The following is a 25,029-nucleotide window of genomic DNA, read 5'->3' as shown; positions in this document are numbered from 1 at the left end:
CTAGTGGTCACCGGCGCGAACGTGTCCGCCGTGCCCGCCGAGCGGGACCGGGGACCAGGGCGCCGGCCCCGCGGGCAGGGGCCGCGTACCGGGTGCCAGCAGGTGCTCGCGCAGCCGCAGGAAGTGGCCCAGCGGGTCGTCGGAGAACCGGTCCCAGGGGAACGACGTGGCGTACGGGCCGATGAGGACCAGCTGGGCGCGGGCGTCCTTCCACCGCTCCAGGCGCAGCAGGACGTACAGGAGCTCGTTGCGGATCCCGGCCGGCCAGGGGTCGGCCGGGGGGAAGCGCTCCGACAGGGCGAGGGCCCGGTCGGCCGCCGCGTCCAGCCGGGCGCGCGGCACCTCGGGGCCGCAGCCGTCGGTCAGATAGCCGAGGGCCGCGCGGGCCGGCAGCGCCTGGACCAGCGAGTCGGCGGGCGCGTCCTGCGCGGCCCGGTCGGCGAAGTCCAGGCACTCGCGGTGCGCGCCGTGCCAGGACGTGCCCAGATAGCGCAGGGCGGACACATGGCAGCCGTGGTGGTGCGGGGCCCGCCGTACGGCCGCCTCCCACAGCTCCTCGACATAGCGGTGCCCGGCCCCGGAGCCGCGCGCGTGGTCCAGCGCGATCCGCCAGGGCACCGGATCGCGGTCGTCGGCCCGGGCGGCGGCGGTGATCAGCGGGCTCACCTCGCGCAGCAGTTCGGCGCGGGCCGGGGAGGACCAGACCCGGTCCACCGCGAGCTGCGTCGCGACCAGCAGCACGCCGGGATCCTGCGGGAGGGCCGTGTGCCAGGCGTCGAACCACTCGGGGCGCGAGCGGGCGAAGCCGGCCAGGTGCCGGACGTACCGGTCGTGGCTCTCCCAGGCGGCCGCGGTCCGGGTGGCGGTCAGCAGGGCGGCCGCCGTGGCGTACTCGCCCCGGCCGGCCGCGACCAGCGCGGGGGAGAGCCGGTCGTCGGGCGCGTCGAGTACGGCCTCGGCCCCGGTCTCGGGCCGGCCGGCCGGGCGCGCGGAGCGTCTGTTCATCAGGGCGCAGCGGATGAACGAGGGCAGCGGAGCCATGGTGTCGACCATTGAAAGTCCGCAGGTCGGGGGCGCGCCAGAGGGTTCGGGGAAGTCCAGGAAAGTTGTACGGCGCGAGGTCAAAGAGCGGTAAAGGTGCGGGTTCGTCTGGGTATCGGCTGTGGCCCCCGCCCTCCTGGGTCCCCTCAGCCCCGCCGCAGCAGCCGCGTCGCCCCCGCCGCCACGGTCGTCGCGAGTATCCAGCCGAGCAGGATCATCGCGGCCTTCAGCCAGTCCCAGACGCCGTGCAGCTCCCACTCGCCCGCCTGGCCCAGGTCGATCACCGGCAGCAGCAGGTCCAGCGTGAACAGGGCCGGGCTCCAGTAGGGGTGCTCGTCGTGGTTCGCCGGGAGGTGGTCCGCGTGGGCGAAGGCCAGCGTGCCCGCCGCCCACAGCACCGCCATCCACACCGCGGCCCGGCCCGGCCGGTAGCCGTAGGCGACCGTCCAGTCCTGGACGTACCCGAGGAACTTCGCGGCCAGCGGCAGCGTCTCGCGGCGCCGGCGCTGCTTGGCGAGCAGCACCTCGCGCGCGTCCTCGTCCTCGCCGGCCGCGCGCAGCACCGCCGCCAGCCGCTCGTACGGCTCCGGGGCGTACTCCGCCGTGGCCGCCGCTATCCAGTCCAGGCGCCGGGTCAGCGGGAAGGGGCCCTGCGGCACGAGGTTCTCGTACGTGAAACCGCCCATGTGCAGGTTCCCGGTCCCCGGCCAGGCGTTCGCGCGGTCCACCAGGTTGACGATCCGTGCCCCGGACAGCAGGACCTTGCCGCGCTGCGGCCGGTCGCCGAGGAAGCGCAGCTCGGGCGTGTGCACCCGGCGCAGGGACAGCTCCTGGTCGTCGGTGAGGGCGAAGCGGGCCCGCTCCAGGTCGACGGCGTCCCCGAACCGCCCGTCGTCCAGCCGCAGTCCGCCCCGGCACTCGAAGCGCTGGATCCGCGTCCCGCGCGCGGGAGTCGTACCGCTCAGCTGCGCGCCGCCGACGCCGGCCGGGGTCAGGTACAGGGTGCGCTCGACGGTCAGCTGCGGTGCGTTCAGGGCGAGCCGGGCGTAGGGATTGGCGAGTTTCGCGCCCCGCAGGCTGAGCGACACGCCGACCTTGGCGCTGCGCAGGCTCAGCTCGCCGTGCGACTCCAGCAGCTCCGCCTGGAGGTCCTGGCCGACGGTCATGCCGTCCGCCGCGATCGACCGGCCGCTGCGGTCGCGGTACACGATCGCCTCGTTGAGCAGCAGATCCGTGCCGATGTGCGCGTCGGTCAGCCGGATCCCGTTCTGGAAGCGGCAGCGCGGCAGATGCAGATCGCCCTCGGTGTGCACCCGGGCGGCCTCCAGGCGCGGCACCGCGCAGTTCACCAGGCGCAGGGTCGTGAACCGGGCCTCCGGCACCCGTACCTCGTCGTCGAAGCGGCAGCCGCGCAGCTCGACGTACGGCGTGATCTGGCCGCCCGCCAGCTCCATCGTGCCGGTGATCCGCACGCCGGCGAGCTTCAGCGCGGACACCCGGCCCGCGAGCGCCGGCGGCCCGTCCAGCAGCAGCCAGCACACGATCCGGGCCCGCACGGTCCGCTCGGGTCCCCAGGGATGCCCGCCGTGCGGATCGTCCACGACGGCGTCGCCGCTGTTCAGGTCGTACACACTGCCGTTGCGGAAGGCCTGCCACATGCCCGCCTCGGCCGCCGTCAGCTCGTCCGGCACGTCCCCGGCGACGAAGCCGGCCCCCTCGGTCACCGCCGTTCCTTCTCTCTTCCCGCGCACGACGCTCGCGCATGACATTTCGTACAGCCGTTCATGCCCGCTGAGTGACTGCTGGAACACTAGAGGTGAAGGAGATCTTCCGAATCAGGCCACGTTCTGTATCAGCCATTGATACGCGCGCACGGTGCCCGACCCCGGTCTGAGAGAATTGAGTCCGTGATCTCCCGAATCGATCTGCGCGGCGACGCCCTTCCCGAGGGCCCCGCCCTGCGCGACCTGCTGCCCCGAGCCGACTTCGACGTCTCGGCCGCCCTGGAGAAGGTGCGTCCGATCTGCGAGGCCGTGCATCATCGTGGCGACGCGGCGCTGATCGACTTCGCCGAGAAGTTCGACGGAGTACGGCTGGAATCCGTCCGGGTGCCGGCCGAGGCCCTCACCGATGCCCTCAAGACCCTCGACCCGGCCGTGCGCGCCGCGCTGGAGGAGTCCATCCGCCGCGCCCGCCTGGTCCACCGCGAGCAGCGCCGCGACACGCACACCACGCAGGTGGTGCCGGGCGGCTCGGTGACCGAGAAGTGGGTGCCGGTCGAGCGCGTCGGGCTGTACGCGCCGGGCGGCCGGTCCGTCTACCCCTCCTCCGTGATCATGAACGCCGTACCGGCCCAGGAGGCCGGCGTCGCGTCCATCGCGCTCGCCTCGCCGCCGCAGGCCGAGTTCGGGGGCCTGCCGCACCCGACGATCCTCGCGGCCTGCGCCCTGCTCGGCGTGGACGAGGTCTACGCCGCGGGCGGCGCCACCGCCGTCGCGATGTTCGCCTACGGCACCGAGTCCTGCGCCGCCGCCAACATGGTCACCGGCCCCGGCAACATCTGGGTCGCCGCCGCCAAGCGCTTCTTCACCGGCCGGATCGGCATCGACGCCGAGGCCGGCCCGACCGAGATCGCGGTCCTCGCCGACGACACCGCCGACCCGGTGCACGTCGCCGCGGACCTGATCAGCCAGGCCGAGCACGACCCGCTGGCCGCCGCCGTCCTCGTCACCGACTCCGTCGAGCTGGCGGACGCGGTGGAGAAGGAACTGCGGCCGCAGGTCGAGGCCACCAAGCACATCGAGGACCGGATCGTGCCCGCCCTTGAGGGCCGGCAGTCCGCGATCGTCCTCGTGGACGGCCTGGACGAGGGCCTGCGCGTGGTCGACGCCTACGGCGCCGAGCACCTGGAGATCCAGACCGCCGACGCCGCCGCGGTGGCCGACCGCGTGAAGAACGCGGGCGCGATCTTCATCGGCCCCTGGGCCCCCGTCTCCCTCGGCGACTACGCGGCCGGGTCCAACCACGTCCTGCCCACCGGCGGCTGCGCCTGCCACTCCTCGGGCTTGTCCGTCCAGTCCTTCCTGCGCGGCATCCACATCGTGGACTACACGAAGGACGCGCTCGCCGAGGTCGCCGCCCACGTGGTGACGCTGGCGGAGGCGGAGGACCTGCCGGCGCACGGCGCGGCGATCAAGGCGAGGTTCGGCTGGAAGGTACCGACGAGCAAGTGACCGGCATCGACGATCTGCCCGTACGGGACGAGCTGCGCGGCAAGTCCCCCTACGGCGCGCCCCAGTTGGACGTCCCCGTACGGCTGAACACCAACGAGAACCCCTACCCGCTGCCCGAGCCGCTGGTCGAGCGGATCGCGGAGCGGGTGCGCGAGGCCGCCCGCGACCTGAACCGCTACCCCGACCGGGACGCGGTCCAGCTGCGCACCGAGCTGGCCAAGTACCTCAAGAACACCGGCAAGTACCCCCTCGGCATCGAGAACGTCTGGGCGGCCAACGGCTCCAACGAGGTCATCCAGCAACTGCTGCAGACCTTCGGCGGACCGGGCCGTACGGCGATCGGCTTCGAGCCGTCGTACTCGATGCACGCGCTCATCGCGCGCGGCACGGGCACCGGCTGGATCTCCGGGCCCCGGAACGAGGACTTCACGATCGACCTCGCCGCCGCCGAGCGGGCCATCGCCGAGCACAAGCCCGACGTCGTCTTCATCACCACCCCCAACAACCCCACGGGCAACGCGGTTGCGCCCGAGACCGTCCTCGCGCTGTACGAGGCGGCCCAGGCGGCCAAGCCGTCGATGGTGGTCGTGGACGAGGCGTACATCGAGTTCAGCCACGGCGACTCGCTGCTGCCCCTCCTCGAAGGCCGCCCGCACCTCGTCGTCTCCCGCACGATGTCGAAGGCGTTCGGCGCCGCGGGCCTGCGCCTCGGCTACCTCGCCGCCGACCCGGCGGTCGTGGACGCCGTCCAGCTCGTCCGGCTGCCGTACCACCTGTCGGCCATCACCCAGGCGACCGCCCTGGCCGCCCTGGAGCACACCGACACCCTGCTGAAGTACGTCGAGCAGCTGAAGGCGGAGCGGGACCGGCTGGTCGCCGAGCTGCGCGCGACCGGCTACGACGTCATCGAGTCCGACGCGAACTTCGTGCAGTTCGGCCGGTTCGCGGACTCCCACGAGGCCTGGCAGAAGATCCTCGACCGCGGCGTCCTGGTCCGGGACAACGGCGTACCGGGATGGCTGCGGGTCTCCGCCGGCACCCCGCAGGAGAACGACGCGTTCCTCGACGCGGTCCGTGAAGTCAAGAAGGAGCTTGAGGCATGACTCGCGAAGGTCGCGTGGGAAGAACAGAGCGTACGACGAAGGAGACGTCCGTCCTGGTCGAGATCGACCTCGACGGCACCGGGAGGACCGACATCGCCACCGGCGTCGGCTTCTACGACCACATGCTCGACCAGCTCGGCCGGCACGGTCTGTTCGACCTGACCGTGAAGACCGACGGCGACCTGCACATCGACTCCCACCACACCATCGAGGACACCGCCCTCGCGCTGGGCGCCGCCTTCAAGCAGGCCCTCGGCGACAAGGTGGGGATCTACCGCTTCGGCAACTGCACGGTCCCGCTGGACGAGTCCCTCGCCCAGGTGACCGTCGACCTGTCCGGCCGCCCCTACCTCGTGCACACCGAGCCCGAGAACATGGCGCCGATGATCGGCGAGTACGACACGACGATGACCCGGCACATCCTGGAGTCCTTCGTCGCCCAGGCACAGATCGCGCTGCACGTGCACGTGCCGTACGGGCGCAACGCGCACCACATCGTGGAGTGCCAGTTCAAGGCCCTCGCCCGGGCGCTGCGCTATGCCTCCGAGCGCGACCCGCGCGCGGCCGGCATCCTCCCCTCCACGAAGGGCGCGCTGTAACCCCATGACCAGCCTCTCCACCATCCTGATCGTCGTCGGTCTCTTCCTGGTCGGCGGCATCATCTCCTTCGTCAAGCAGAAGATGCCCACGAGCCTCATCGTGCTGCTCTCCATCGGCGCGGCCATGTGCCTCGTCGCGGGCGTCATGCGGCTGGGGGTGTGGAATTGACCGCCCCCAAGAGGGTTGTCGTCTTCGACTACGGCTTCGGCAACGTCCGGTCCGCCGAGCGTGCCCTCGCGCGCGTGGGCGCCGATGTCGAGATCACGCGTGACTTCGACAAGGCGATGAACGCCGACGGCCTGCTGGTGCCGGGCGTCGGCGCGTTCGCCGCCTGCATGGAGGGCCTGCGCGCCGCCCGCGGCGACTGGGTGGTCGACCGCCGGCTGTCCGGCGGGCGCCCGGTGATGGGCATCTGCGTCGGCATGCAGATCCTCTTCGCGCGCGGCATCGAGCACGGCGTGGAGGCCGAGGGCCTGGACGAGTGGCCCGGCACGGTCGCGCCGCTGGAGGCCGACGTCGTGCCCCACATGGGCTGGAACACCGTCGACGCCCCGGCCGACTCCCAGCTGTTCGCGGGCCTCGACGCCGACGCCCGCTACTACTTCGTGCACTCCTACGCCGTCCACGACTGGCAGTTGGAGTCGCACAACCCGCTGATCGCCGCCCCCAAGGTCACCTGGTCGACGCACGGCAGGCCGTTCGTGGCGGCGGTGGAGAACGGCGCCCTGTGGGCCACCCAGTTCCACCCCGAGAAGTCCGGCGACGCCGGCGCCCAGCTCCTCACCAACTGGATCGGAACCCTGTAGAGACATGGCCAAGCTCGAACTCCTCCCCGCCGTCGACGTCCGCGACGGCCAGGCCGTCCGCCTCGTGCACGGCGAGTCCGGCACGGAGACCTCGTACGGCTCCCCGCTGGAGGCCGCCCTCGCCTGGCAGCGCTCCGGCGCCGAGTGGCTGCACCTGGTCGACCTGGACGCCGCGTTCGGCACCGGTGACAACCGCGAGCTGATCGCCGAGGTCGCGCGGGCGATGGACATCAAGGTGGAGCTGTCCGGCGGCATCCGTGACGACGCCTCGCTGGCCGCCGCCCTGGCCACCGGCTGCACCCGGGTGAACCTGGGCACGGCCGCACTGGAGACCCCCGAGTGGGTCGCCAAGGTCATCGCCGAGCACGGCGACAAGATCGCGGTCGGCCTGGACGTGCGCGGCACCACGCTGCGCGGCCGCGGCTGGACCCGTGACGGCGGCGACCTCTACGAGACGCTGGACCGCCTGAACAAGGAGGGCTGCGCCCGCTACGTCGTCACCGACATCGCGAAGGACGGCACGCTCCAGGGCCCCAACCTGGAGCTGCTGCGCAACGTCTGTGCCGCCACCGACCGTCCGGTCGTGGCCTCCGGCGGCGTGTCGTCGCTGGACGACCTCCGGGCCATCGCCGAGCTGGTACCCCTCGGTGTCGAGGGCTCCATCGTCGGGAAGGCCCTGTACGCGAAGGCGTTCACCCTGGAAGAGGCCCTGGAGGCTGTGTCGTCATGACGTCCGATGCCGTGCGGCGGGTGCAGAGCGGAAGTCCCTGGGAAGAGAGTTTCGGCTTCGCACGCGCCGTCGCGGCGGGGGACCGGGTGTCGGTGGGCGGCACCACGTCCTTCAAGGGCACGGTGCTGTACGGCGAGGGCGACCCGTACGAGCAGACCAGGGTCGCCTTCGGCAACGCCCTCGAAGCGCTGAAGGAGTTCGGGCTCGGCATCGAGTCCGTGATCCGTACCCGCATGTACCTGAGCCATGTGCGCGACGTCGACGAGGCGGGCCGGGCCCACAAGGAGCTGTTCGACTCCGTGCGCCCGGCGACGACCCTTCTCGTGGTCGAGGGCTTCGTCGACCCGCGCATCCTGGTCGAAGTAGAACTCGAAGCATTCAGAGGAGCCTGAGCAGTCATGACCCTGGCGGTCCGAGTCATCCCCTGCCTGGACGTGGACAACGGCCGGGTCGTCAAGGGCGTCAACTTCCAGAACCTGCGCGACGCGGGCGACCCCGTCGAGATGGCGAAGGTGTACGACGCCGAGGGCGCCGACGAGCTGACGTTCCTGGACATCACCGCGTCCTCGGGCAACCGGGAGACGACGTACGACGTGGTGCGCCGCACCGCCGAGCAGGTCTTCATCCCGCTGACCGTCGGCGGCGGCGTCCGTACGGCCGAGGACGTGGACAAGCTGCTGCGGGCGGGCGCCGACAAGGTCGGCGTGAACACGGCCGCGATCGCGCGCCCCGAGCTGATCCGCGAGATCGCGGAACGCTTCGGCCGCCAGGTCCTGGTCCTCTCGGTGGACGCCCGCCGCACCGCGTCGGGTTCCTTCGAGGTCACCACCCACGGCGGCCGCAAGGGCACCGGCATCGACGCCGTCGAGTGGGCGCACCGGGCGGCCGAGCTGGGCGCGGGCGAGATCCTGCTGAACTCGATGGACGCCGACGGCACCAAGGACGGCTACGACCTGGAGATGATCGCGGCCGTTCGCAAGCACGTCACCGTCCCGGTCATCGCCTCGGGCGGCGCCGGCAAGCTGGCCGACTTCCCGCCGGCCGTCGCGGCGGGCGCGGACGCGGTGCTCGCGGCCTCCGTCTTCCACTTCGGCGACCTGCGGATCGGCCAGGTGAAGCAGACCCTGCGGGAGGCGGGCCACCCCGTGCGCTGACGCTGCGCCGGGCTTCGGTCAGATACGAAAGGGAAGTTGCGCAAAATCTGTTGTGCAACTTCTCTTTCGCATCTACGGTCGTGCCCATGGCAAGCAAGGAGAACCGGCGGATCACCGACGTCGGCACACTCAAGGCGCTCGCGCATCCGCTGCGCATGAAGCTCTACCGACTGCTGTTCGTCGCCGAGGCGGCCACCGCCTCCCATCTCGCCGAGCAGGTCGACGAGGCCGTCTCGCTGGTCAGTTACCACCTGCGCAAGCTCGCCGAGCACGGCCTGGTCGAGGAGGCCGAGCCGCGCAGCGCGGACGGCCGTGAGCGCTGGTGGCAGCCGTCCTCCGACGGCGTCTCCATCCGCGACGAGGACTTCCAGGACGCCCCCGAGAAGGTGGCGGCGCATCTCGCGGCCTCCCGGATGTTCCTGGAGCAGCGGGCCGAGATGTACCGGAGGTACCTGGACGAGCGCGCCCACTGGGGCCCGGAGTGGAGCGAGGCCGCCCATGACTCCGAGTCGCTGCTCAGGCTGACCGCCGCGGAACTGGCGGAGCTGAAGAAGGACCTGCACGACCTGCTCAAGCGCTACGACGAGCAGGGGCGAGCCCACGAGGCCGCCGGCGACACCGAAGGGCGCGAGCACGTCGCGCTGCACGTGTACGGCTTCCCGTTCCGCGTCTGAGAGGGCCCCTCCCGTGACCGCCACGCTCGCCGCCCCGTCGACCACCACGCCCGCCCACCGCGACGGCAACGTCCGGCGCTGGCTCGCCGCCTACACCTCCTCGATGCTGGGCGACAGCGTCTACTACCTCGCCCTGTCCTGGGCCGCCGTCCGGGCCGGAACCCCGGCGCAGGCCGGTCTCGTGATGTCGGCGAGCGCGCTGCCCCGGGCCGTGCTGATGCTCGGCGGCGGAGTGATCGCCGACCGGTTCGGTCCGCGCCGGGTGGTCATCGGCAGTGATGCCGTGCGCTGTGCGGCCGTCCTCGCCGTGGCCGCCCTGCTGTTCCTCACCAGCCCGGGGCTGTGGCCGCTCGCCCTGCTGGCGCTGGTCTTCGGCGCCGTCGACGCCGTCTTCGTGCCCGCCGTGGGCGCCCTGCCGGCCCGGCTCACCGCGCAGGACCAGCTCGGCCGGGTCCAGGGCATGCGCAGCCTCGCCATCCGGTTCGCGAGCGTCGTCGGCGCCCCGCTCGGCGGGCTCGGGGTGGCCGCCGGCGGCGCTCCGGCCGCGTTCGCCCTCGCCGGGCTGCTCATCGCCGTGTCCGTGCCGCTGCTGGTCCGCGTGCGCGTACGGGACCTGCCGACGCGGGACGCCGCACCGAAGGGCACGGCCTGGGCGGACCTCAGGGCCGGGCTGCGCCACATCCGCGGCCACCGCGTCCTCGCCCCGCTGATGCTCGCCATCGCCCTCGGCGACCTGGGATTCGTCGGCCCCCTGAACGTCGGACTGACCCTGCTCGCCGACCATCGCGGCTGGGGCGCCGCCGGCATGGGCTGGATACTCGCCGGGTTCGGCACCGGCGCGGGCGCCGCCTCGCTGCTGCTGGCCGTCCGGGGGCGGCTGCCCCGCGCCGGACTCGTCGCCGGGTGCACGATCATCGCCGGCTCGATCGCCGTCGGCGCCCTCGCCTACGCCCCCACCCTGCTGACCGCCGTTGGCACGGCCCTGCTCGTCGGCCTGCTCACCGGGCTGAGCGGGGTGATGTGCGGCGCGCTGCTCCAGACCCGGTCCGACCCCGCCTTCCTGGGCCGCGTCACCGCCGTCTCCAGCCTGGTCAGCCTCGGCCTCACCCCGCTCAGCATGCCCTTCGCCGCCGCCGCTGTCGGGGCCTGGGGGCTGCGCCCGGTCTACGTCGTCAGCGCCGCCGTCTGCGGACTCGGCGGGGTCGTCGCCCTCGCCGTACCGGCCCTGCGCACCGCCGAACTGCCCCGCTGAACATCACTCCCGCGACTGAACCAGCTGCACCAGATTGCCGCACGTGTCGTCGAACACCGCCGCGAGGACCGGCCCCTGCCGCTGCGGCGGGTGCGTGAACCGGACACCCAGGGCGCGCAGCCGCAGGTACTCCGCCGGAAGGTCGTCCACGGAGAAGACGATGCACGGGATGCCCGCGTCGTACAGCGCGCCGCGGTACGCCTGCGCGATCGGGCCCTGCCCGGGCTCCAGCAGCAACTGGAGATCCGGCTGGGCCCCGGGCGCGCCGACCGCGACGAACAGGGCGTCGCCACCCAGGTCCCGGTGGACCCGCGTCTCGAAGCCCAGGACGTCCGTGTAGAAGGCGTGGGCCGCTGCCACGTCGTCCACGTACACACCCGTCATCGCGACCTTGATCATGGGATCAGAACCCGAGCTGCTTGGTGCCCTGCACCTTCTCGATGGCGTCCGCGTCGCCCTCCAGGTCCACCCGGGCCGCGCTCTGCCGGCCGAAGGCGAACATGACCAGCTCGGACGGCTCGCCGGTCACCGTCACCACCGGCACACCCCGGTGCGCCACCACCGTCTGCCCGTCCGGGCGGCGCAGCACCAGACCCGTCGGCACCCCCCGGCCCAGCAGCCGCGCGGTGCGCTCCAGCCGGGACCACAGGGCGTCCTGGAAGACCGGGTCCAGCTCGCGCGCGCTCCAGTCCGGCTGCGCCCGGCGCACGTCCTCGGTGTGGACGTAGAACTCGACGATGTTGGCCGCCTCGTCGACCTGCTTCAGCTGGAACGGCGAGAAACGCGGCGGGCCGGTGCGGATCAGCTGGATCAGCTCGTCGTACGGCTTCGCGGTGTACTCGGCCATCACCTTCTCCAGGCGTGGCAGGAGCTGCTTGACCAGCGTGCCCCCGGCCGCGTCGGGGCGGCGTTCGCGCACGATCACGTGCGCGGCCAGGTCCCGGGTGTGCCAGCCCTCGCAGAGGGTCTCGGCGTCCGGTCCGACGGTCTCCAGCAGGTCCGCGAGCAGCAGCCGTTCACGCTTGGCGAAGGTCGACATGGGGATCAGCCTACGACCGGTCAGAAAGTCCGCCCAGCGGACGTACTCCCCGCGTTGTCGGTGCAGCGCGGCACAATGGCACCCATGACCAGCACGACCGGAACGCCCCGGCCCAGCAGCCTCGACCCGGAGATCGCCGCGCGCCTCAAGCGCAGCCCCGACGGACTCGTCCCCGCCATCGCCCAGCAGTACGACACCGGAGAGGTGCTCATGCTCGGCTGGATGGACGACGAGGCGCTGCATCGCACGCTGACCACCGGCCGCTGCACCTACTGGTCCCGCAGCCGCCAGGAGTACTGGGTCAAGGGCGACACCTCGGGCCACTTCCAGTGGGTGAGATCGGTCGCGCTCGACTGCGACGCCGACACCGTGCTCGTCAAGGTCGACCAGGTCGGCGCCGCCTGCCACACCGGCGCGCGCACCTGCTTCGACGAGGACGTGCTGCTCAAGGACGGCGACGGCGACATCGATTCCGGCCCGGCCGGCTCCGATCAGTAAGGTCAGCGGCCATGGACCTCGAGACCTTCCGCAAGCTCGCCGCCGACCGGCGCGTCATCCCGGTCACGCGCAAGCTCCTCGCCGACGGCGACACCCCGGTGGCGCTCTACCGCAAGCTCGCCGCCGAGCGCCCCGGCACCTTCCTCCTGGAGTCCGCGGAGAACGGCCGCTCCTGGTCCCGGTACTCCTTCGTGGGCGTCCGCAGCTCCGCCACGCTCACCACGCGCGACGGCCAGGCCCACTGGCTGGGCACCCCGCCGGTCGGCGTCCCCGTCGACGGCGACCCCCTCCAGGTGCTGCGCGCCACGCTCCAGACCCTGCACACCCCGAACCAGGAGGGCCTGCCCCCCTTCACCGGCGGCATGGTCGGCTACCTCGGCTACGACATCGTCCGCCGCCTGGAGAAGATCGGCCCCGGCGAGCGCGACGACCTCGGGCTGCCCGAGCTGACCATGCTCCTGACCAGCGACCTCGCCGTGATGGACCACTGGGAGGGCTCGGTCCTGTTGATCGCCAACGCGATCAACCACAACGACCTCGCCACCGGCGTGGACGAGGCCTACGCCGACGCCGTGGCCCGCCTCGACGCGATGGAGGCCGACCTCACGCGCGCGGTGGCCCAGCCCCCGGCCGTCCTGCCGCCCTCGGAGCTGCCCGAGTACACCGCGCTGTGGGGCGGCCCCGACTTCCAGGCCGCCGTCGAGGACGTCAAGGAGCGCATCCGCGCGGGCGAGGCCTTCCAGGTCGTGCCCTCCCAGCGCTTCGAGACCCCGTGCACGGCGAGCGCCCTGGACGTCTACCGGGTGCTGCGGACCACCAACCCCTCGCCGTACATGTACCTCTTCCGCTTCGACGGGTTCGACGTCGTCGGCTCGTCCCCCGAGGCCCTGGTGAAGGTCGAGGACGGGCGGGCCATGGTCCACCCCATCGCCGGCACCCGCCCGCGCGGGGCCACCCCGCAGGAGGACCAGGCCCTCGCCGAGGAGCTGATGGCCGACCCCAAGGAGCGCGCCGAGCACCTGATGCTGGTCGACCTCGGGCGCAACGACCTCGGCCGGGTCTGCGAGCCCGGCTCGGTCGAGGTGGTCGACTTCATGTCCGTCGAGCGGTACTCCCACGTGATGCACATCGTCTCGACCGTCACCGGCCGGGTCTCCGCGGGCCGCACGGCCTTCGACGTGCTCACCGCCTGCTTCCCGGCGGGCACCCTCTCCGGCGCCCCCAAGCCCCGCGCGATGCAGATCATCGACGAACTGGAGCCCTCCCGCCGCGGCCTGTACGGCGGCTGTGTCGGCTACCTCGACTTCGCGGGCGACTCCGACACCGCCATCGCGATCCGCACGGCCCTGCTGCGCGACGGCACGGCCTACGTCCAGGCCGGTGCCGGCATCGTCGCCGACTCCGACCCGGTGGCCGAGGACCAGGAGTGCCGCAACAAGGCGGCGGCGGTGCTGCGCGCGGTCCACACGGCCAACCGGCTGGGCGCACAGGCGCCTTCCGCCCGTAAGGCACGTCCCATCCGAACCCCCGGGTGACGGTTCGCCCGGGGTTCAGGCGATAGTGGAGTACGTGACTGCCGTTCCTCACCCCCGTTCCGAAGCCGCCGAGCCCGTCCGGTCCGGCCGCCGGAGCCTCGCCCTGGCCCTCCTGTGCGGTGCGCTCGGCGCGGCCGTGGCGCTGCTCGCGACCCGGCAGCGCTGGGCGGAGGGCACCGCGACGGTGGCCGGCGGAGCGTTCCCGCTCACCGCGAAGGGCAGCGACGTCACGGGCGTCCCGGCGGCCCTCGCCATAGTGGGCCTCGCCGCGCTCGTCGCCGTCTTCGCCGTCCGCCGGGCCGGCCGCCTCGTCGTCGCCGGGCTGCTCGCGCTGTCCGGCGCCGGGATCGCGGCCGCCGCCCTCGTGTCCGCCTCCGACAGCTCCGCGCTGGACGACAAGGCCGCCCAGGCCAGCGGCGACACCTCCGCCACGGTCGAGGCGCTCAGCCACACCGGCTGGCCCTACGTCGCGGCCGTCGGCGGGGTGCTGATCCTGCTGGCCGGCCTGCTCGCGCTGCGCTACGGCAGCCTGTGGCCCGCCATGTCCGGCCGCTACGAGCGCGGCACCGACCGCCCGCGTCGCAAGGCCCGCCCGGTCGACCCCGAGCGGCCCGAGGAGATGTGGAAGGCCCTGGACCGCGGTGAGGACCCGACCGGGGCCTGAGCCGCAGGCCGCCCCCGGGCGCGGCCGGTGCGCCGGTGCGCCGGTGCGGCCAGGTGTGGCGAACCAGACGCCACCCCCGCGTCCGGAGCACGCACCCGTACGGGACAATGGGGGGTGAGCGTCCGGCTCGGACACTGACGGGCGGGCTCGGAGCCGTACGACACGTACGCCGCTCTCCCGGGACACGTACACAGCAACGAGGAGCACAGACATGGCGGGCAGCAGCCACGGCCACGGTCACACCCCGGCCGCCTGGACCGGCGTCATCATTTCCTTCATCGGTTTCCTGGTCGCGGGCGCCTTCATGGTGATGGCCAACACCGTCGGCTTCTGGGCCGGCATGGTGCTCATCCTCGCCGGCGCCGTGGTCGGCGGCATCATGCGCGCCATGGGCCTCGGCGCCGACCCGAAGCCGCTGAAGATGGTCGGCGGCTCCCTCGCGACCCCCGAGCCGGTTGCCGTGGAGAGCTGAGCCCTCCCGCTCCCGCCTTCGAGGGGCGGTCCGGCACCCGCAGGGGTGCGGGGCCGCCCCTCGGCTTTCCCCCGTACGCCCGCGACGACGCGCGGGCGGCACCGGCCCGCGGCACAATGCGAACGTGAACGCCGACAGCCGCGTGGCCCCGCCCGCGACAGCCGCGACCGCACCGCTCGGACGGCGGCTCGCCGTCCCGGGCGCGCTGCTCGCGGTCGTCGCCGCGGCCTTCGCGTACGTCGGCGCCGTCGACCCGAACGAGCCCGGCCACTACCCGGTCTGTCCGCTGTACCGGCTCACCGGTCTGTACTGCCCCGGCTGCGGCGGACTGCGCAGCGCGCACGCCTTCGTCCACGGCGACCTGCTCACCGCGCTGCACGACAACGCGCTGGGCGTGGCCGGCTACCTGGGCTTCGCGGTGCTGTGGAGCGTCTGGACGGTCCGTACGGCGCGCGGCCGGCCGCTGCGGCCGGACCTCGGCCGGGCCCACCTGTGGGGCGCCGGCGTGTCGCTGCTGGTGTTCACGGCTGTCCGGAACCTGCCGTCGAGCGACTGGTTGCATCCTTGATCACCGGGGGAAGGTCCAGTATGGGGGCACCTCCCGCCGAGCCGTGCGAAGCTGGTTCGAGGGTGGGGGAAGGACCGGCGTCCACTGGATGCGAAGGCACCGGCCCGCTGCGGATACCATCGCTATGACCACGGGTTTTCAGAACGTGAAGAACCCGGGCCCGAAGAACCTGATGAACCTGAAGGAACCACCGTCTGGAAGGGGGCCGCTCGCGTGAGTGTGCTCGACGAGATCATCGACGGAGTCCGTGCCGACCTCGCGGAGCGGCAGGCGCGCGTCAGCCTCGACGAGCTCAAGGAGCGCGCGGCCAAGGCACCCGCCGCAAAGGACGGGGTGGCCGCGCTCAAGGGCGACGGCGTCAAGGTGATCTGTGAGGTCAAGCGCTCCAGCCCCTCCAAGGGCGCGCTGGCCGCGATCGCCGACCCGGCCGGGCTGGCCGCGGACTACGAGGCGGGCGGTGCGGCCGTCATCTCCGTCCTCACCGAACAGCGCCGCTTCGGCGGCTCGCTGGCCGACCTGGAGGCCGTCCGCGCGCGTGTGGACATCCCGGTCCTGCGCAAGGACTTCATCGTCACCTCGTACCAGCTGTGGGAGGCCCGGGCCTACGGCGCCGACCTCGCGCTGCTGATCGTGGCCGCGCTGGAGCAGCCCGCCCTGGAGTCCCTGATCGAGCGCGCGGTCTCCATCGGCCTGACCCCGCTCGTCGAGGTGCACGACGAGGACGAGGTCGAGCGCGCGGTGGACGCGGGCGCCAAGGTGATCGGTGTCAACGCGCGCAACCTGAAGACGCTGGAGGTCGACCGCGGCACGTTCGAGCGGGTCGCCCCGGAGATCCCGAACCACATCGTCAAGGTCGCCGAGTCCGGCGTCCGCGGCCCGCACGACCTGATCGCCTACGCCAACGCCGGCGCCGACGCGGTCCTGGTCGGCGAGTCCCTCGTCACCGGCCGCGACCCGAAGACCGCCGTCGCCGACCTGGTCGCCGCGGGCGAGCACCCCGCGCTGCGGCACGGCCGGAGCTGATCACCCGGTAGGCTGATCCCGATGACTCTCACCGTGACGACCGTGGACCGGTACGCCCGCCTGGCGCGCGGCTGCCGCCCCCGGGGCTGCCGCGCCCCGGCGAGGCGCGTCCACGGCCGCAGGGTGCGGTACGTCATCGGTGACGAACCCGGGCAGGTCAACGGCATGCGATGGCAGCAGCCAACCTGAGGGGCGCGGGGCTCTGTTTGATATGCGGCTACCGCCGCGCGGGCGCGATCAACCACAGCGGTCCCGCAGTCGACTGATCACCCCGTCGCCCCACGGCGAACAGTGTCTTTTCACGCACTCACCGTGAGGTTTCGGCATGCCCAGCAACTTCTTCTTCCCTGACCCGGAGGGTCAAGTCCCCACCGCCGAAGGCTACTTCGGCGTGTTCGGCGGCAAGTTCATCCCGGAGGCCCTCGTCGCCGCCGTCGACGAGGTCGCCGTCGAGTACGACAAGGCCAAGCAGGACCCCGAGTTCGCCCGGGAACTCGACGACCTGATGGTCAACTACACCGGCCGCCCCAGCTCGCTCACCGAGGTCCCCCGCTTCGCCGAGCACGCCGGCGGCGCCCGGGTGTTCCTCAAGCGCGAGGATCTCAACCACACCGGCTCGCACAAGATCAACAACGTGCTCGGCCAGGCCCTGCTCACCAAGCGCATGGGCAAGACCCGGGTCATCGCCGAGACCGGCGCCGGCCAGCACGGCGTCGCCACCGCCACCGCCTGCGCCCTGTTCGGCCTCGACTGCACCATCTACATGGGCGAGATCGACACCGAGCGCCAGGCCCTGAACGTGGCCCGCATGCGCATGCTCGGCGCCGAGGTCGTCGCGGTGAAGTCCGGCAGCCGCACCCTGAAGGACGCCATCAACGAGGCGTTCCGCGACTGGGTCGCCAACGTCGACCGCACCCACTACCTCTTCGGCACCGTCGCCGGCCCGCACCCCTTCCCGGCCATGGTCCGCGACTTCCACCGGGTCATCGGCGTCGAGGCCCGCCGCCAGATCCTGGAGCGCGCCGGGCGGCTGCCCGACGCGGCCGTCGCCTGCGTCGGCGGCGGCTCCAACGCGATCGGCCTCTTCCACGCCTTCATCCCCGACACGGACGTCCGTCTCATCGGCTGCGAACCGGCGGGGCACGGCATCGAGACCGGCGAGCACGCGGCCACCCTCACCGCCGGCGAGCCCGGCATCCTGCACGGCTCCCGGTCCTACGTGCTCCAGGACGAGGAGGGCCAGATCACCGAGCCGTACTCGATCTCGGCCGGTCTGGACTACCCGGGCATCGGCCCCGAGCACTCCTACCTGAAGGACTCGGGCCGTGGCGAGTACCGCGCGGTCACCGACGACGCGGCCATGCAGGCGCTGCGCCTGCTGTCGCGCACCGAGGGCATCATCCCGGCCATCGAGAGCGCGCACGCCCTCGCCGGCGCCCTGGAGGTCGGCAGGGAGCTGGGCAAGGACGGCCTGATCGTCGTCAACCTCTCCGGCCGCGGCGACAAGGACATGGACACCGCCGCGCGCTACTTCGGCCTGTACGACGCCGACGCCGCGGTCGCCGCCGACGCGACCGACACCGCCGAGATCGAGGGGGACGCCAAGTGAGCGGGAACATTCAGCTGCTGTCCGACACCCTCGCCGGCGCCAGGGCCGAGGGCCGCTCCGCGCTCATCGCCTACCTCCCGGCCGGGTTCCCGACCGTGGACGGCGGCATCGAGGCGATCAAGGCCGTCTTCGACGGCGGGGCGGACGTCGTGGAGGTCGGTCTGCCGCACAGCGACCCCGTCCTCGACGGTCCCGTCATCCAGACCGCCGACGACATCGCCCTGCGCGGCGGCGTCAAGATCGCGGACGTCATGCGGACGGTCAAGGAGGCCCACGGGGCCACCGGCAAGCCCGTCCTGGTCATGACGTACTGGAACCCGATCGACCGCTACGGCGTCGAGCGCTTCACCGCCGAGCTGGCCGAGGCGGGCGGCGCGGGCTGCATCCTGCCCGACCTGCCCGTCCAGGAGTCGGCGCTGTGGCGCGAGCACGCCGACAAGCACGGCCTCGCCACCGTGTTCGTCGTCGCCCCCAGCAGCAAGGACGAGCGGCTCGCGCAGATCACCGCCGCGGGCAGCGGCTTCGTCTACGCCGCCTCGCTCATGGGCGTCACCGGCACCCGTGAGTCGGTCGGCGCGCAGGCCCAGAACCTGGTCGGACGCACCCGGGCCACCGGCACCGACCTGCCCGTCTGCGTCGGGCTCGGCGTCTCCAACCGCGTCCAGGCGGCCGAGGTCGCCGGCTTCGCCGACGGCGTCATCGTCGGCTCGGCGTTCGTGAAGCGGATGCTCGACGCCCCCGACCACGCGTCGGGCATCGAGGGGGTCCGCGAGCTGGCCGGAGAGCTCGCCAAGGGCGTGCGCGGACAGGCGTAACCGTCAGCAATCATCCGTAGTCACCTACAACGGAACATTCGGTCACTCGAACGGGTGGACCTGAGGCCGGGGAGGCGCGCTGCGCCTCCCCGGTTCGTTCTGGGGGTGTGAGCGAGAAGAACCGTGACGGAAAGCGCACCGCCCGGGAGCGGCTGGCGGTCGAGCGCGAGAAGCAGAAGTCCGCTGACAGGCGGCGGCGCACGCTGATCGTGGGCGCGAGCGTGGTCTGCGTCCTCGGACTCGCGGCGGTGATCGGCGTGATCGCCGCGAACGCGGGCAAGAGCGGGAGCAGTGCGAAGGCGGGCCCGGTCGTGGCGCCCTCGGGCGCGCAGGGCAAGGACAGCCTCGCGATCCCGGTCGGCAAGGACGGCGCCAGGTCGACGCTCACCGTCTGGGAGGACATGCGCTGCCCGGCCTGCCAGGCCTTCGAGACGGCCTACCGCCCGACGCTCCACGAACTGGTGGACTCCGGCAAGCTCAGAATCGAGTACCACCTGGTCCGGCTGATCGACGGCAACCTCGGCGGCACCGGCTCCCTGCGCGGCGCCAACGCCGTGGCCTGCGCCCAGGACGCCGGAAAGTTCCGCGACTACCACGACGTGCTGTACACGAACCAGCCGAAGGAGACCGACGACGCGTTCAGCAGCAACGACAAGCTGATCGCGCTGGCCGGCAAGGTGGGCGGCCTCGTCACCCCGGCGTTCCGCACGTGTGTGAACGACGGCACCCACGACAGCTGGGTGGACAAGAGCAACAAGGCCTTCCAGTCCGGCGGTTTCAGCGGCACGCCCACGGTCCTGCTCGGCGGGAAGAACATCTACGAGAACCAGAGCATGACCCCCGCCAAGCTGAAGCAGATGGTCGAGGCGGCCGGCCGCTGACCGGCGATTTCCGGACGCCCCCGTTATGGACCCGTAGCCGGGCTGCTTGCCGTCCCCACGGCCCGGCACGGTAGCGTCGGACCTGCCATGGAACTTGCCTACATTCCCAGCCCGTCGCGCGGGGTGCTGTACCTCGGCCCCATCCCGCTGCGCGGCTACGCCTTCTGCATCATCATCGGCGTCTTCGTCGCCGTCTGGCTCGGCAACAAACGCTGGGTCGCCCGCGGCGGGCGGACCGGCACCGTCGCCGACATCGCGGTCTGGGCCGTCCCCTTCGGCCTGGTCGGCGGCCGGCTGTACCACGTGATCACGGACTACGAGCTGTACTTCAGCCCGGGTCGTGACTGGGTGGACGCCTTCAAGGTGTGGCAGGGCGGCCTGGGCATCTGGGGCGCGATCGCGCTCGGCGCGCTCGGCGCGTGGATCGGCGCGCGGCGCCGGGGCATCCCGATGCCCGCGTACGCCGACGCCGTCGCGCCCGGCATCGCCTTCGCGCAGGCCATCGGCCGCTGGGGCAACTGGTTCAACCAGGAGCTGTACGGCCGTGAGACGCATGTTCCCTGGGCGCTGCACATCACCTCGTCCGAGGGCGGCCGGGTGCCGGGCTACTACCACCCGACCTTCCTCTACGAGTCCCTGTGGTGCATCGGCGTGGGCTTCCTGGTGATCTGGGCCGACCGCCGCTTCAAGCTGGGCCACGGCCGGGCGTTCGCCCTGTACGTCGCCGCGTACTGTGTGGGCCGCGGCTGGATCGAGTACATGCGCGTGGACGACGCCCACCACATCCTGGGCCTCCGCCTCAACGACTGGACCGCGATGATCGTGTTCCTGCTGGCGGTGGCGTACATGGTGGTGTCCGCGAAGCTGCGGCCGGGCCGTGAGGCCGTGGTGGAACCGGGTGCCTCCGAGGCCGTGGCCGACGGTACGGAAGAGGCCGCCGAGAGCGGGACCGAGGACGTCGAGGGCAAGGTCGCGGACAAAGCCGAGCCCGATGCCGAGCCCGCTGCCGCGGAGGCGAAGGCCGAGGCCGAGGCCGAGTCGGGGACGTCGAAGACCTGACGGCAGGCGGTACGACGCACAGGGCGCCCTGACCGGGGGCGCCCTTCGCGTGTGCGGTCAGCTCCTGCGTGCCGGCGCCAGCGTGCGCTGGGCCACGGCCACCACCGCCGTGTCGACGAAGCGCCCGTCCGGCAGGGCCTGCGGCCCGCTTCCGTCGCCGCTGCCTCAAGAACCGTCTGTGCCGCCTCGGTCTCCTCCGGTGCGGGCAGGTAGGCCCGTTCGATCACCGGCAGCTGGCGGGGGGTGGATCGCGGCGTGGCCCAGGAAGCCGAGGGCGCGGCCGTGGGCGCAGGAGGCGGCGAGGCCGGCCAGGTCACGGGTGTGGGGGTGGACCGGCTGGGGCGGTGGCGCGAGCCCCGCCGCGCGGGCGGCGACGATCACCCGGGAGCGCGGCCGGTCGAGGCCCGCGTCGGCCCGTACCCCCAGGTCGGCCCGGAGATCCGCTTCGCCGAGGGCGATGCCCCGCAGGGCGGGGTGCGCGGTGGCGACGGCGTAGGCGCGCTCGATGCCGAGGGCCGTCTCCAGCAGGGCGGACAGCGGGCTGCGGCTGCCAGGTCCTTGCCGGCCCAGGGGCTGTCTCCTTGCGGTCCGGGGCGACCGCGTCCTCCAGGTCGATCACCACCACGTCGGCGCCCGCGGTCAGCGCCCCGGCCACGCTGCGCGGGCGGCCGCCGGGGACGTAGAGCCAGGTGAGCGGGGGCCGGGTCGCAGGGCGCCCGCCGCGCGCAGGGCGGCGACGCCGGCCTGTTCGAGGCCCAGTTCGGCGAGGGGCGGTGCCGACGGGGGTGTCGTCAGGGGTGTCGTCGTCCTCATGCGTGGTACTGGTCCTCGATCTCCGGGCGGTACGGCATCGACGCCGACGCCCCGGCCCGCTGGACGGAGATCGCCGCCGCGGCGGCCGCCCAGGACAGGGCCTCCCGCACCGGTTTCTCCTCGGCGAGGGCCACGGCGAGCGCGCCGACGAAGGTGTCCCCGGCGCCCGTGGAGTCGACGGCGGTCACCTGCGGCGCGGCGACGACGAGCGGTTCGGTGCCCCGGGACCGGTACAGACAGCCGGTCGAGCCCAGGGTGACGACGACCTCCGGCACCAGCTCCAGCAGCGCGGCGGCGGCCTCGCGCGGGTCGGTGCGGCCGGTGAGGGTGACCGCCTCGTACTCGTTGGGCACCAACAGGTCGGTCGCGGCGAGGAGTTCGGGCGGCAGCGGCTGGGCGGGGGACGGGGTGAGTACCGTACGGATGCCGTGCCGTCGGGCGGCCTGCGCGCCCGCGACGACCGCGGCCAGCGGGATCTCCAGCTGGAGCAGCAGCGCGTCGGCGGAGGCGATCAGTCCCTCGTCGCCGGGGGAGAGGTGGTCGACGGTGCCGTTCGCGCCGGGGATGACGACGATCGCGTTGCCGCCCTCGTCGTCGACCACGATGTGGGCGGTGCCGGACGGGCCCTCGACCGTGCGCAGGAAGTCGGTGTCCACGCCGGAGTGTTCGAGGGTGTCGCGCATCCGCAGCCCGAAGGCGTCGTTGCCGACCGCGCCGACCATCGAGACGGTGGCGCCGGCGCGGGCCGCGGCGATCGCCTGGTTGGCGCCCTTGCCGCCGGGGATCGTGCGGAACTCCCGTCCGGTCACGGTCTCGCCGCGCTGCGGGGCCTTCGCGACGTAGGTGACGAGGTCCATGTTCGTACTGCCGAGGACGACGATGTGGGTCATGAGCGGGTCGTCTCCACAAGGGTGAGGTGGGCGAGGGTGTCGAAGCCGGTGCCGTCGAAGTCGGCGACGGTGCTGGCGAGCCGGTTCTTCAGCGGGGCCCGCCAGTGCTCGGGGAGCGCCGTCGGTCCGCCCGCGAGGAGACCGGCGACGCTGCCGGCCGTGGCACCGTTGGAGTCGGTGTCCCAGCCGCCGGACACCGCACGGCGGACCGAGCCGGTGAAGTCGCCGTCGGCGTGGGCGAGGGCGGCGACGGTCAGGGCGGTGTTGGGGACGGCGTGCACCCAGTGGTGGGTGGGCCCGTACAGGGCGTGCAGCTCGTCCACGACCGCGTCGAAGTCCTCGTGGAGGCAGGCGAGTTGCAGTGCGTGGTCGATCGCCTGCGCGAGCCGTGAGCGGGGCGGGACCACGCTGCGGCCGGTGCGCAGACAGGCGTGGACGTCCTGGGTGCCGGTGGCGGCGGTGGCGATGACGGCGGCCGTGAACATCGCGGCGTAGACGCCGTTGGCGGTGTGCGTCAACGCCGCGTCGCGGTAGGCCTGTTCGGCGGCGCCGGCCGGGTTGCCGGGGTTGGTCCAGCCGTGCACGTCGGCGCGGATCAGGGCGCCGATCCACTCGCGGAAGGGGTTGCGGTGCCGGGCCGTGTACGGGGGTTCGATGCCGGAGAGGAGGTTGCGGTAGGCGATGCGCTCGGCGGTGAACGTGCGGCCGGGCGGGAGTTCGTCCAGCCAGAGCCGGGCCACGTCCGTGGTGGTGAACGTCCGTCCGTGCCGCCGCAGGAGCAGCAGGTTCAGCAGGGGGTAGTTGAGGTCGTCGTCCTCCGGCATGCCGTCGATGTTCTCGGCGAGGGAGGTGGCGGCCGAGCGGCGGTTCCAGGGGTGCTCGGCGAGCAGGTCGTCCGGTACGCCGACGGCGGTGAAGTAGTCGGCGAGGGGCCAGTTTCCGGCGGCGCGGGCGAGGGCGCGCAGGGCGTCGAGGGGGAGTTTCTCGACGGGTTTGCCGAGCAGACAGCCGACGGCCCGGCCGAGCCAGGCGGCTTCGAGTGCGGCGCGGGTGGTGGTGCCGCCGGACGGGGCGGGCCACTGGGGGCACCGGGACCTGATCCCGTCCAGGTCCGTCGGCTCGTCGTCGGCCAACCGGCTGGGCAGGTCGGCCAGTTCGTCCAGCAGGTCCTCCGCCAGCAGCCGCAGATACCGGGACACCCGGTGCGGCGACGCCCCCGCCCGTTCCGGCGCGTCCGGGCCGCCGGCCGCCCGCCAGCGGGCCTCGATCGCGGAGGGCGACCGGCCGTCCAGGCGGGCCTGGCGGAGTTCGTGGCCGAGCAGGTCCTCCGGCTGGACCCAGGTCAGTCGGAGCATGCGGCGCCTCCGAGTGCCGTGACGGCCCGCTCGTGCGCACGGCGGCGGCGTACGTCCGCCGCGAAGATCTCGCGCGTGACCTCGGTGAGCGTGCGGGCCGGCGCCCACAGGTCGAGCCGGCTGGCCTGCGCGACCGTCTTCGCCCACTCCTCGGGGACGGGCGAGCCGAGGGCGCCCGCGAGGGCACCGGCCATCGTGGCGATCGAGTCGCAGTCGCGGCCGTAGTTGACCGCGCCGAGCACGGCGTGTCGGTGGTCGCCGCCGGAGACGAGCAACATGCCGAGCGCGACGGGCAGTTCCTCGATCGCGTGCAGCCGGGAGGGGCGCCGGGCGGCGAGCGAGGGGGCGCGGTAGTCCGGGCCGACGGTGTCGTACGGGGCGACCGCCGCGCGCAGCGGGCCGAGCGCCGACTCGAAGTCCCGGTGCCGTACGGCGACTTCGCAGACCTTCTCGATCGCCTCGCGCGTGCCGTCCTTCGCCAGGGCGAGGCAGGCCGCGACGACCGACTCGGGGGTCGCGCCCGGGGTCGCGGCGGCGGCGACGGCCGCGGCGAGGACACCTGCCGCCTCCCGGCCGTACGACGACTGGTGCGCACCGGCGATGTCCAGCGCCTCGGCGTAAGCGGCGGCCGGGTTGGCCGCGTTGACCAGGCCGACGGGAGCCATGTACATCGCCGCACCGCAGTTGACGATGTTGCCGACGCCCGCCTCCCGGGGGTCGGCGTGACCGTGGGCGAGCCGGGCCACCAGCCACTTCTCGGCGAGGAAGAGGCGGTGCAGGGGCAGGGTTTCGGCCTCCAGCTCCGGGATCCAGCGGGGGGTGGTCATCAGGTCCGGGACCAGGTGCTCGGCGACGGCGTACGCGTCGAGGTGGTCGCGGACGCGGGCGTAGACCCGGACCAGCGCATGGGTCATCAGGGTGTCGTCGGTGACGTGGCCGTCACCCTTGTGGTACGGCGCGATCGGGCGGGCGGTGCGCCAGGCGTCGCCGTGCCAGGGGCCGACGACGCCGTGCACCCGGCCGCCGTGGCGTTCGGCGATCTGCTCGGGGGAGTACCCCTCGACCGGGCCGCCGAGGGCGTCGCCGACGGCGGCGCCGACGAGGGCCCGGGTGATGCGTTCGTCGAGACCGATGGGGTCTGTTTCGTGAATTAGTTCTGTTTCACAGCTCAGTTCATGTTCTGTGACGGCATGGGAATTGCTGGGCGTCATGCCC

The 25,029-nt window shown here is 72.8% G+C and carries 29 protein-coding genes and 1 pseudogene; 21 read left to right on the top strand and 9 right to left on the bottom strand.

Going from position 1 to position 25,029, the window contains the following annotated elements; all coding sequences use genetic code 11:
* Together AC4OXY_RS16885 and AC4OXY_RS16880 are read right to left on the bottom strand one after the other, a co-directional pair.
* Positions 1-1,053, bottom strand: a complete 1,053-nt coding sequence (locus tag AC4OXY_RS16885) for a hypothetical protein (RefSeq protein ID WP_491994156.1) — start codon at positions 1,051-1,053, stop codon at positions 1-3.
* 134 nt (positions 1,054-1,187) lie between these two features.
* Positions 1,188-2,765 (bottom strand): oxidoreductase, encoded by a 1,578-nt coding sequence (locus AC4OXY_RS16880; RefSeq protein WP_362823616.1) that lies wholly within the window; start codon positions 2,763-2,765, stop codon positions 1,188-1,190.
* A 183-nt stretch (positions 2,766-2,948) separates the two neighbouring features.
* On the opposite strand from AC4OXY_RS16880, the gene hisD reads away from it, so the two are divergent.
* The 10 genes from hisD to AC4OXY_RS16830 all read left to right on the top strand — a co-directional run bounded on the left by hisD (position 2,949) and on the right by AC4OXY_RS16830 (position 10,593).
* On the top strand, positions 2,949-4,274 hold the full coding sequence (gene hisD / locus AC4OXY_RS16875; protein ID WP_356021072.1) for a histidinol dehydrogenase: 1,326 nt from the start codon (positions 2,949-2,951) through the stop codon (positions 4,272-4,274).
* On the top strand, positions 4,271-5,377 hold the full coding sequence (locus AC4OXY_RS16870) for a histidinol-phosphate transaminase (RefSeq protein ID WP_402063433.1): 1,107 nt from the start codon (positions 4,271-4,273) through the stop codon (positions 5,375-5,377). The genes hisD and AC4OXY_RS16870 overlap by 4 nt, the downstream gene beginning before the upstream one ends.
* Positions 5,374-5,976, top strand: a complete 603-nt coding sequence (gene hisB / locus AC4OXY_RS16865) for an imidazoleglycerol-phosphate dehydratase HisB (protein WP_071375442.1) — start codon at positions 5,374-5,376, stop codon at positions 5,974-5,976. Before AC4OXY_RS16870 ends, hisB begins: the two co-directional genes overlap by 4 nt.
* A gap of 4 nt (positions 5,977-5,980) precedes the next feature.
* On the top strand, positions 5,981-6,145 hold the full coding sequence (locus AC4OXY_RS16860; RefSeq protein WP_356021076.1) for a hypothetical protein: 165 nt from the start codon (positions 5,981-5,983) through the stop codon (positions 6,143-6,145).
* Positions 6,136-6,783 carry an imidazole glycerol phosphate synthase subunit HisH gene (gene hisH, locus AC4OXY_RS16855; RefSeq protein WP_356021078.1) on the top strand — a complete coding sequence of 216 codons (648 nt, stop codon included), beginning with the start codon at positions 6,136-6,138 and terminating at the stop codon, positions 6,781-6,783. Before AC4OXY_RS16860 ends, hisH begins: the two co-directional genes overlap by 10 nt.
* A 4-nt stretch (positions 6,784-6,787) precedes the next feature.
* On the top strand, positions 6,788-7,513 hold the full coding sequence (gene priA / locus AC4OXY_RS16850) for a bifunctional 1-(5-phosphoribosyl)-5-((5-phosphoribosylamino)methylideneamino)imidazole-4-carboxamide isomerase/phosphoribosylanthranilate isomerase PriA (RefSeq protein WP_071382787.1): 726 nt from the start codon (positions 6,788-6,790) through the stop codon (positions 7,511-7,513).
* Positions 7,510-7,905, top strand: a complete 396-nt coding sequence (locus AC4OXY_RS16845; protein ID WP_071382786.1) for a RidA family protein — start codon at positions 7,510-7,512, stop codon at positions 7,903-7,905. Before priA ends, AC4OXY_RS16845 begins: the two co-directional genes overlap by 4 nt.
* Before the next feature lie 6 nt (positions 7,906-7,911).
* Positions 7,912-8,667 (top strand): imidazole glycerol phosphate synthase subunit HisF, encoded by a 756-nt coding sequence (gene hisF / locus AC4OXY_RS16840; protein ID WP_356021082.1) that lies wholly within the window; start codon positions 7,912-7,914, stop codon positions 8,665-8,667.
* Positions 8,668-8,753: 86 nt separating this feature from the next.
* Positions 8,754-9,341 (top strand): ArsR/SmtB family transcription factor, encoded by a 588-nt coding sequence (locus AC4OXY_RS16835; RefSeq protein ID WP_356021084.1) that lies wholly within the window; start codon positions 8,754-8,756, stop codon positions 9,339-9,341.
* 13 nt (positions 9,342-9,354) lie between these two features.
* Positions 9,355-10,593: an MFS transporter gene (locus tag AC4OXY_RS16830; RefSeq protein WP_356021086.1), complete on the top strand. Its 1,239-nt coding sequence runs from the start codon at positions 9,355-9,357 to the stop codon at positions 10,591-10,593.
* A 3-nt stretch (positions 10,594-10,596) separates the two neighbouring features.
* On the opposite strand, the gene AC4OXY_RS16825 is transcribed toward AC4OXY_RS16830, so the two are convergent.
* Together AC4OXY_RS16825 and AC4OXY_RS16820 are read right to left on the bottom strand one after the other, a co-directional pair.
* Positions 10,597-10,992 carry a VOC family protein gene (locus AC4OXY_RS16825; protein WP_356021088.1) on the bottom strand — a complete coding sequence of 132 codons (396 nt, stop codon included), beginning with the start codon at positions 10,990-10,992 and terminating at the stop codon, positions 10,597-10,599.
* A gap of 4 nt (positions 10,993-10,996) precedes the next feature.
* A complete protein-coding gene (locus AC4OXY_RS16820; RefSeq protein WP_356021090.1) occupies positions 10,997-11,632 on the bottom strand; it encodes a TIGR03085 family metal-binding protein in 636 nt (211 codons plus the stop codon).
* Positions 11,633-11,716: 84 nt separating this feature from the next.
* Here AC4OXY_RS16820 and hisI point away from each other — a divergent pair, with 84 nt between their 5' ends.
* The 11 genes from hisI to lgt all read left to right on the top strand — a co-directional run bounded on the left by hisI (position 11,717) and on the right by lgt (position 20,756).
* Positions 11,717-12,130 (top strand): phosphoribosyl-AMP cyclohydrolase, encoded by a 414-nt coding sequence (hisI, locus tag AC4OXY_RS16815; RefSeq protein ID WP_402063428.1) that lies wholly within the window; start codon positions 11,717-11,719, stop codon positions 12,128-12,130.
* Between the two features lie 11 nt (positions 12,131-12,141).
* Positions 12,142-13,665 carry an anthranilate synthase component I gene (locus AC4OXY_RS16810; protein ID WP_402063426.1) on the top strand — a complete coding sequence of 508 codons (1,524 nt, stop codon included), beginning with the start codon at positions 12,142-12,144 and terminating at the stop codon, positions 13,663-13,665.
* A gap of 25 nt (positions 13,666-13,690) precedes the next feature.
* Positions 13,691-14,329, top strand: a complete 639-nt coding sequence (locus AC4OXY_RS16805; RefSeq protein WP_356021097.1) for a TIGR02234 family membrane protein — start codon at positions 13,691-13,693, stop codon at positions 14,327-14,329.
* 211 nt (positions 14,330-14,540) lie between these two features.
* Complete coding sequence (locus AC4OXY_RS16800; RefSeq protein ID WP_356021099.1) at positions 14,541-14,801, top strand: HGxxPAAW family protein; 261 nt, start codon at positions 14,541-14,543, stop codon at positions 14,799-14,801.
* A gap of 124 nt (positions 14,802-14,925) precedes the next feature.
* Positions 14,926-15,369 (top strand): DUF2752 domain-containing protein, encoded by a 444-nt coding sequence (locus AC4OXY_RS16795; protein ID WP_491994155.1) that lies wholly within the window; start codon positions 14,926-14,928, stop codon positions 15,367-15,369.
* Positions 15,370-15,582: 213 nt separating this feature from the next.
* On the top strand, positions 15,583-16,392 hold the full coding sequence (trpC, locus tag AC4OXY_RS16790; protein ID WP_071382776.1) for an indole-3-glycerol phosphate synthase TrpC: 810 nt from the start codon (positions 15,583-15,585) through the stop codon (positions 16,390-16,392).
* A 21-nt stretch (positions 16,393-16,413) separates the two neighbouring features.
* On the top strand, positions 16,414-16,581 hold the full coding sequence (gene trpM / locus AC4OXY_RS16785; RefSeq protein ID WP_351800536.1) for a tryptophan biosynthesis modulator TrpM: 168 nt from the start codon (positions 16,414-16,416) through the stop codon (positions 16,579-16,581).
* A 136-nt stretch (positions 16,582-16,717) separates the two neighbouring features.
* A complete protein-coding gene (gene trpB / locus AC4OXY_RS16780) occupies positions 16,718-18,001 on the top strand; it encodes a tryptophan synthase subunit beta (protein WP_356021104.1) in 1,284 nt (427 codons plus the stop codon).
* Positions 17,998-18,816: a tryptophan synthase subunit alpha gene (gene trpA, locus AC4OXY_RS16775; protein WP_376293661.1), complete on the top strand. Its 819-nt coding sequence runs from the start codon at positions 17,998-18,000 to the stop codon at positions 18,814-18,816. The genes trpB and trpA overlap by 4 nt, the downstream gene beginning before the upstream one ends.
* A gap of 107 nt (positions 18,817-18,923) precedes the next feature.
* Positions 18,924-19,697 carry a DsbA family protein gene (locus AC4OXY_RS16770; RefSeq protein ID WP_356021108.1) on the top strand — a complete coding sequence of 258 codons (774 nt, stop codon included), beginning with the start codon at positions 18,924-18,926 and terminating at the stop codon, positions 19,695-19,697.
* A gap of 87 nt (positions 19,698-19,784) precedes the next feature.
* The gene (gene lgt / locus AC4OXY_RS16765) at positions 19,785-20,756 is read left to right on the top strand and encodes a prolipoprotein diacylglyceryl transferase (RefSeq protein ID WP_356021110.1); all 972 of its coding nucleotides are present in this window, start codon (positions 19,785-19,787) and stop codon (positions 20,754-20,756) included.
* Between the two features lie 57 nt (positions 20,757-20,813).
* Here the strand turns inward: lgt and AC4OXY_RS16760 are convergent.
* From AC4OXY_RS16760 to AC4OXY_RS16740, 5 genes and pseudogenes are all read right to left on the bottom strand, one after another.
* Positions 20,814-21,411, bottom strand: a pseudogene (locus AC4OXY_RS16760) (HpcH/HpaI aldolase/citrate lyase family protein).
* Positions 21,396-21,569, bottom strand: a complete 174-nt coding sequence (locus AC4OXY_RS16755; protein WP_491994154.1) for a hypothetical protein — start codon at positions 21,567-21,569, stop codon at positions 21,396-21,398. Before AC4OXY_RS16755 ends, AC4OXY_RS16760 begins: the two are co-directional and overlap by 16 nt.
* On the bottom strand, positions 21,566-22,459 hold the full coding sequence (rbsK, locus tag AC4OXY_RS16750; RefSeq protein ID WP_356021114.1) for a ribokinase: 894 nt from the start codon (positions 22,457-22,459) through the stop codon (positions 21,566-21,568). The genes AC4OXY_RS16755 and rbsK overlap by 4 nt, the downstream gene beginning before the upstream one ends.
* Positions 22,456-23,814, bottom strand: a complete 1,359-nt coding sequence (locus AC4OXY_RS16745; protein ID WP_356021116.1) for an ADP-ribosylglycohydrolase family protein — start codon at positions 23,812-23,814, stop codon at positions 22,456-22,458. Before AC4OXY_RS16745 ends, rbsK begins: the two co-directional genes overlap by 4 nt.
* On the bottom strand, positions 23,802-25,025 hold the full coding sequence (locus tag AC4OXY_RS16740; protein ID WP_362819172.1) for an ADP-ribosylglycohydrolase family protein: 1,224 nt from the start codon (positions 25,023-25,025) through the stop codon (positions 23,802-23,804). The genes AC4OXY_RS16745 and AC4OXY_RS16740 overlap by 13 nt, the downstream gene beginning before the upstream one ends.
* Between the last annotated feature and the right edge of the window lie 4 nt (positions 25,026-25,029).

It is taken from the genome of Streptomyces sp. HUAS MG56 (genome assembly GCF_058673395.1).
Note: the sequence above shows the minus strand (reverse complement) of the source record. Positions and strands in the feature narration are given on the sequence as shown.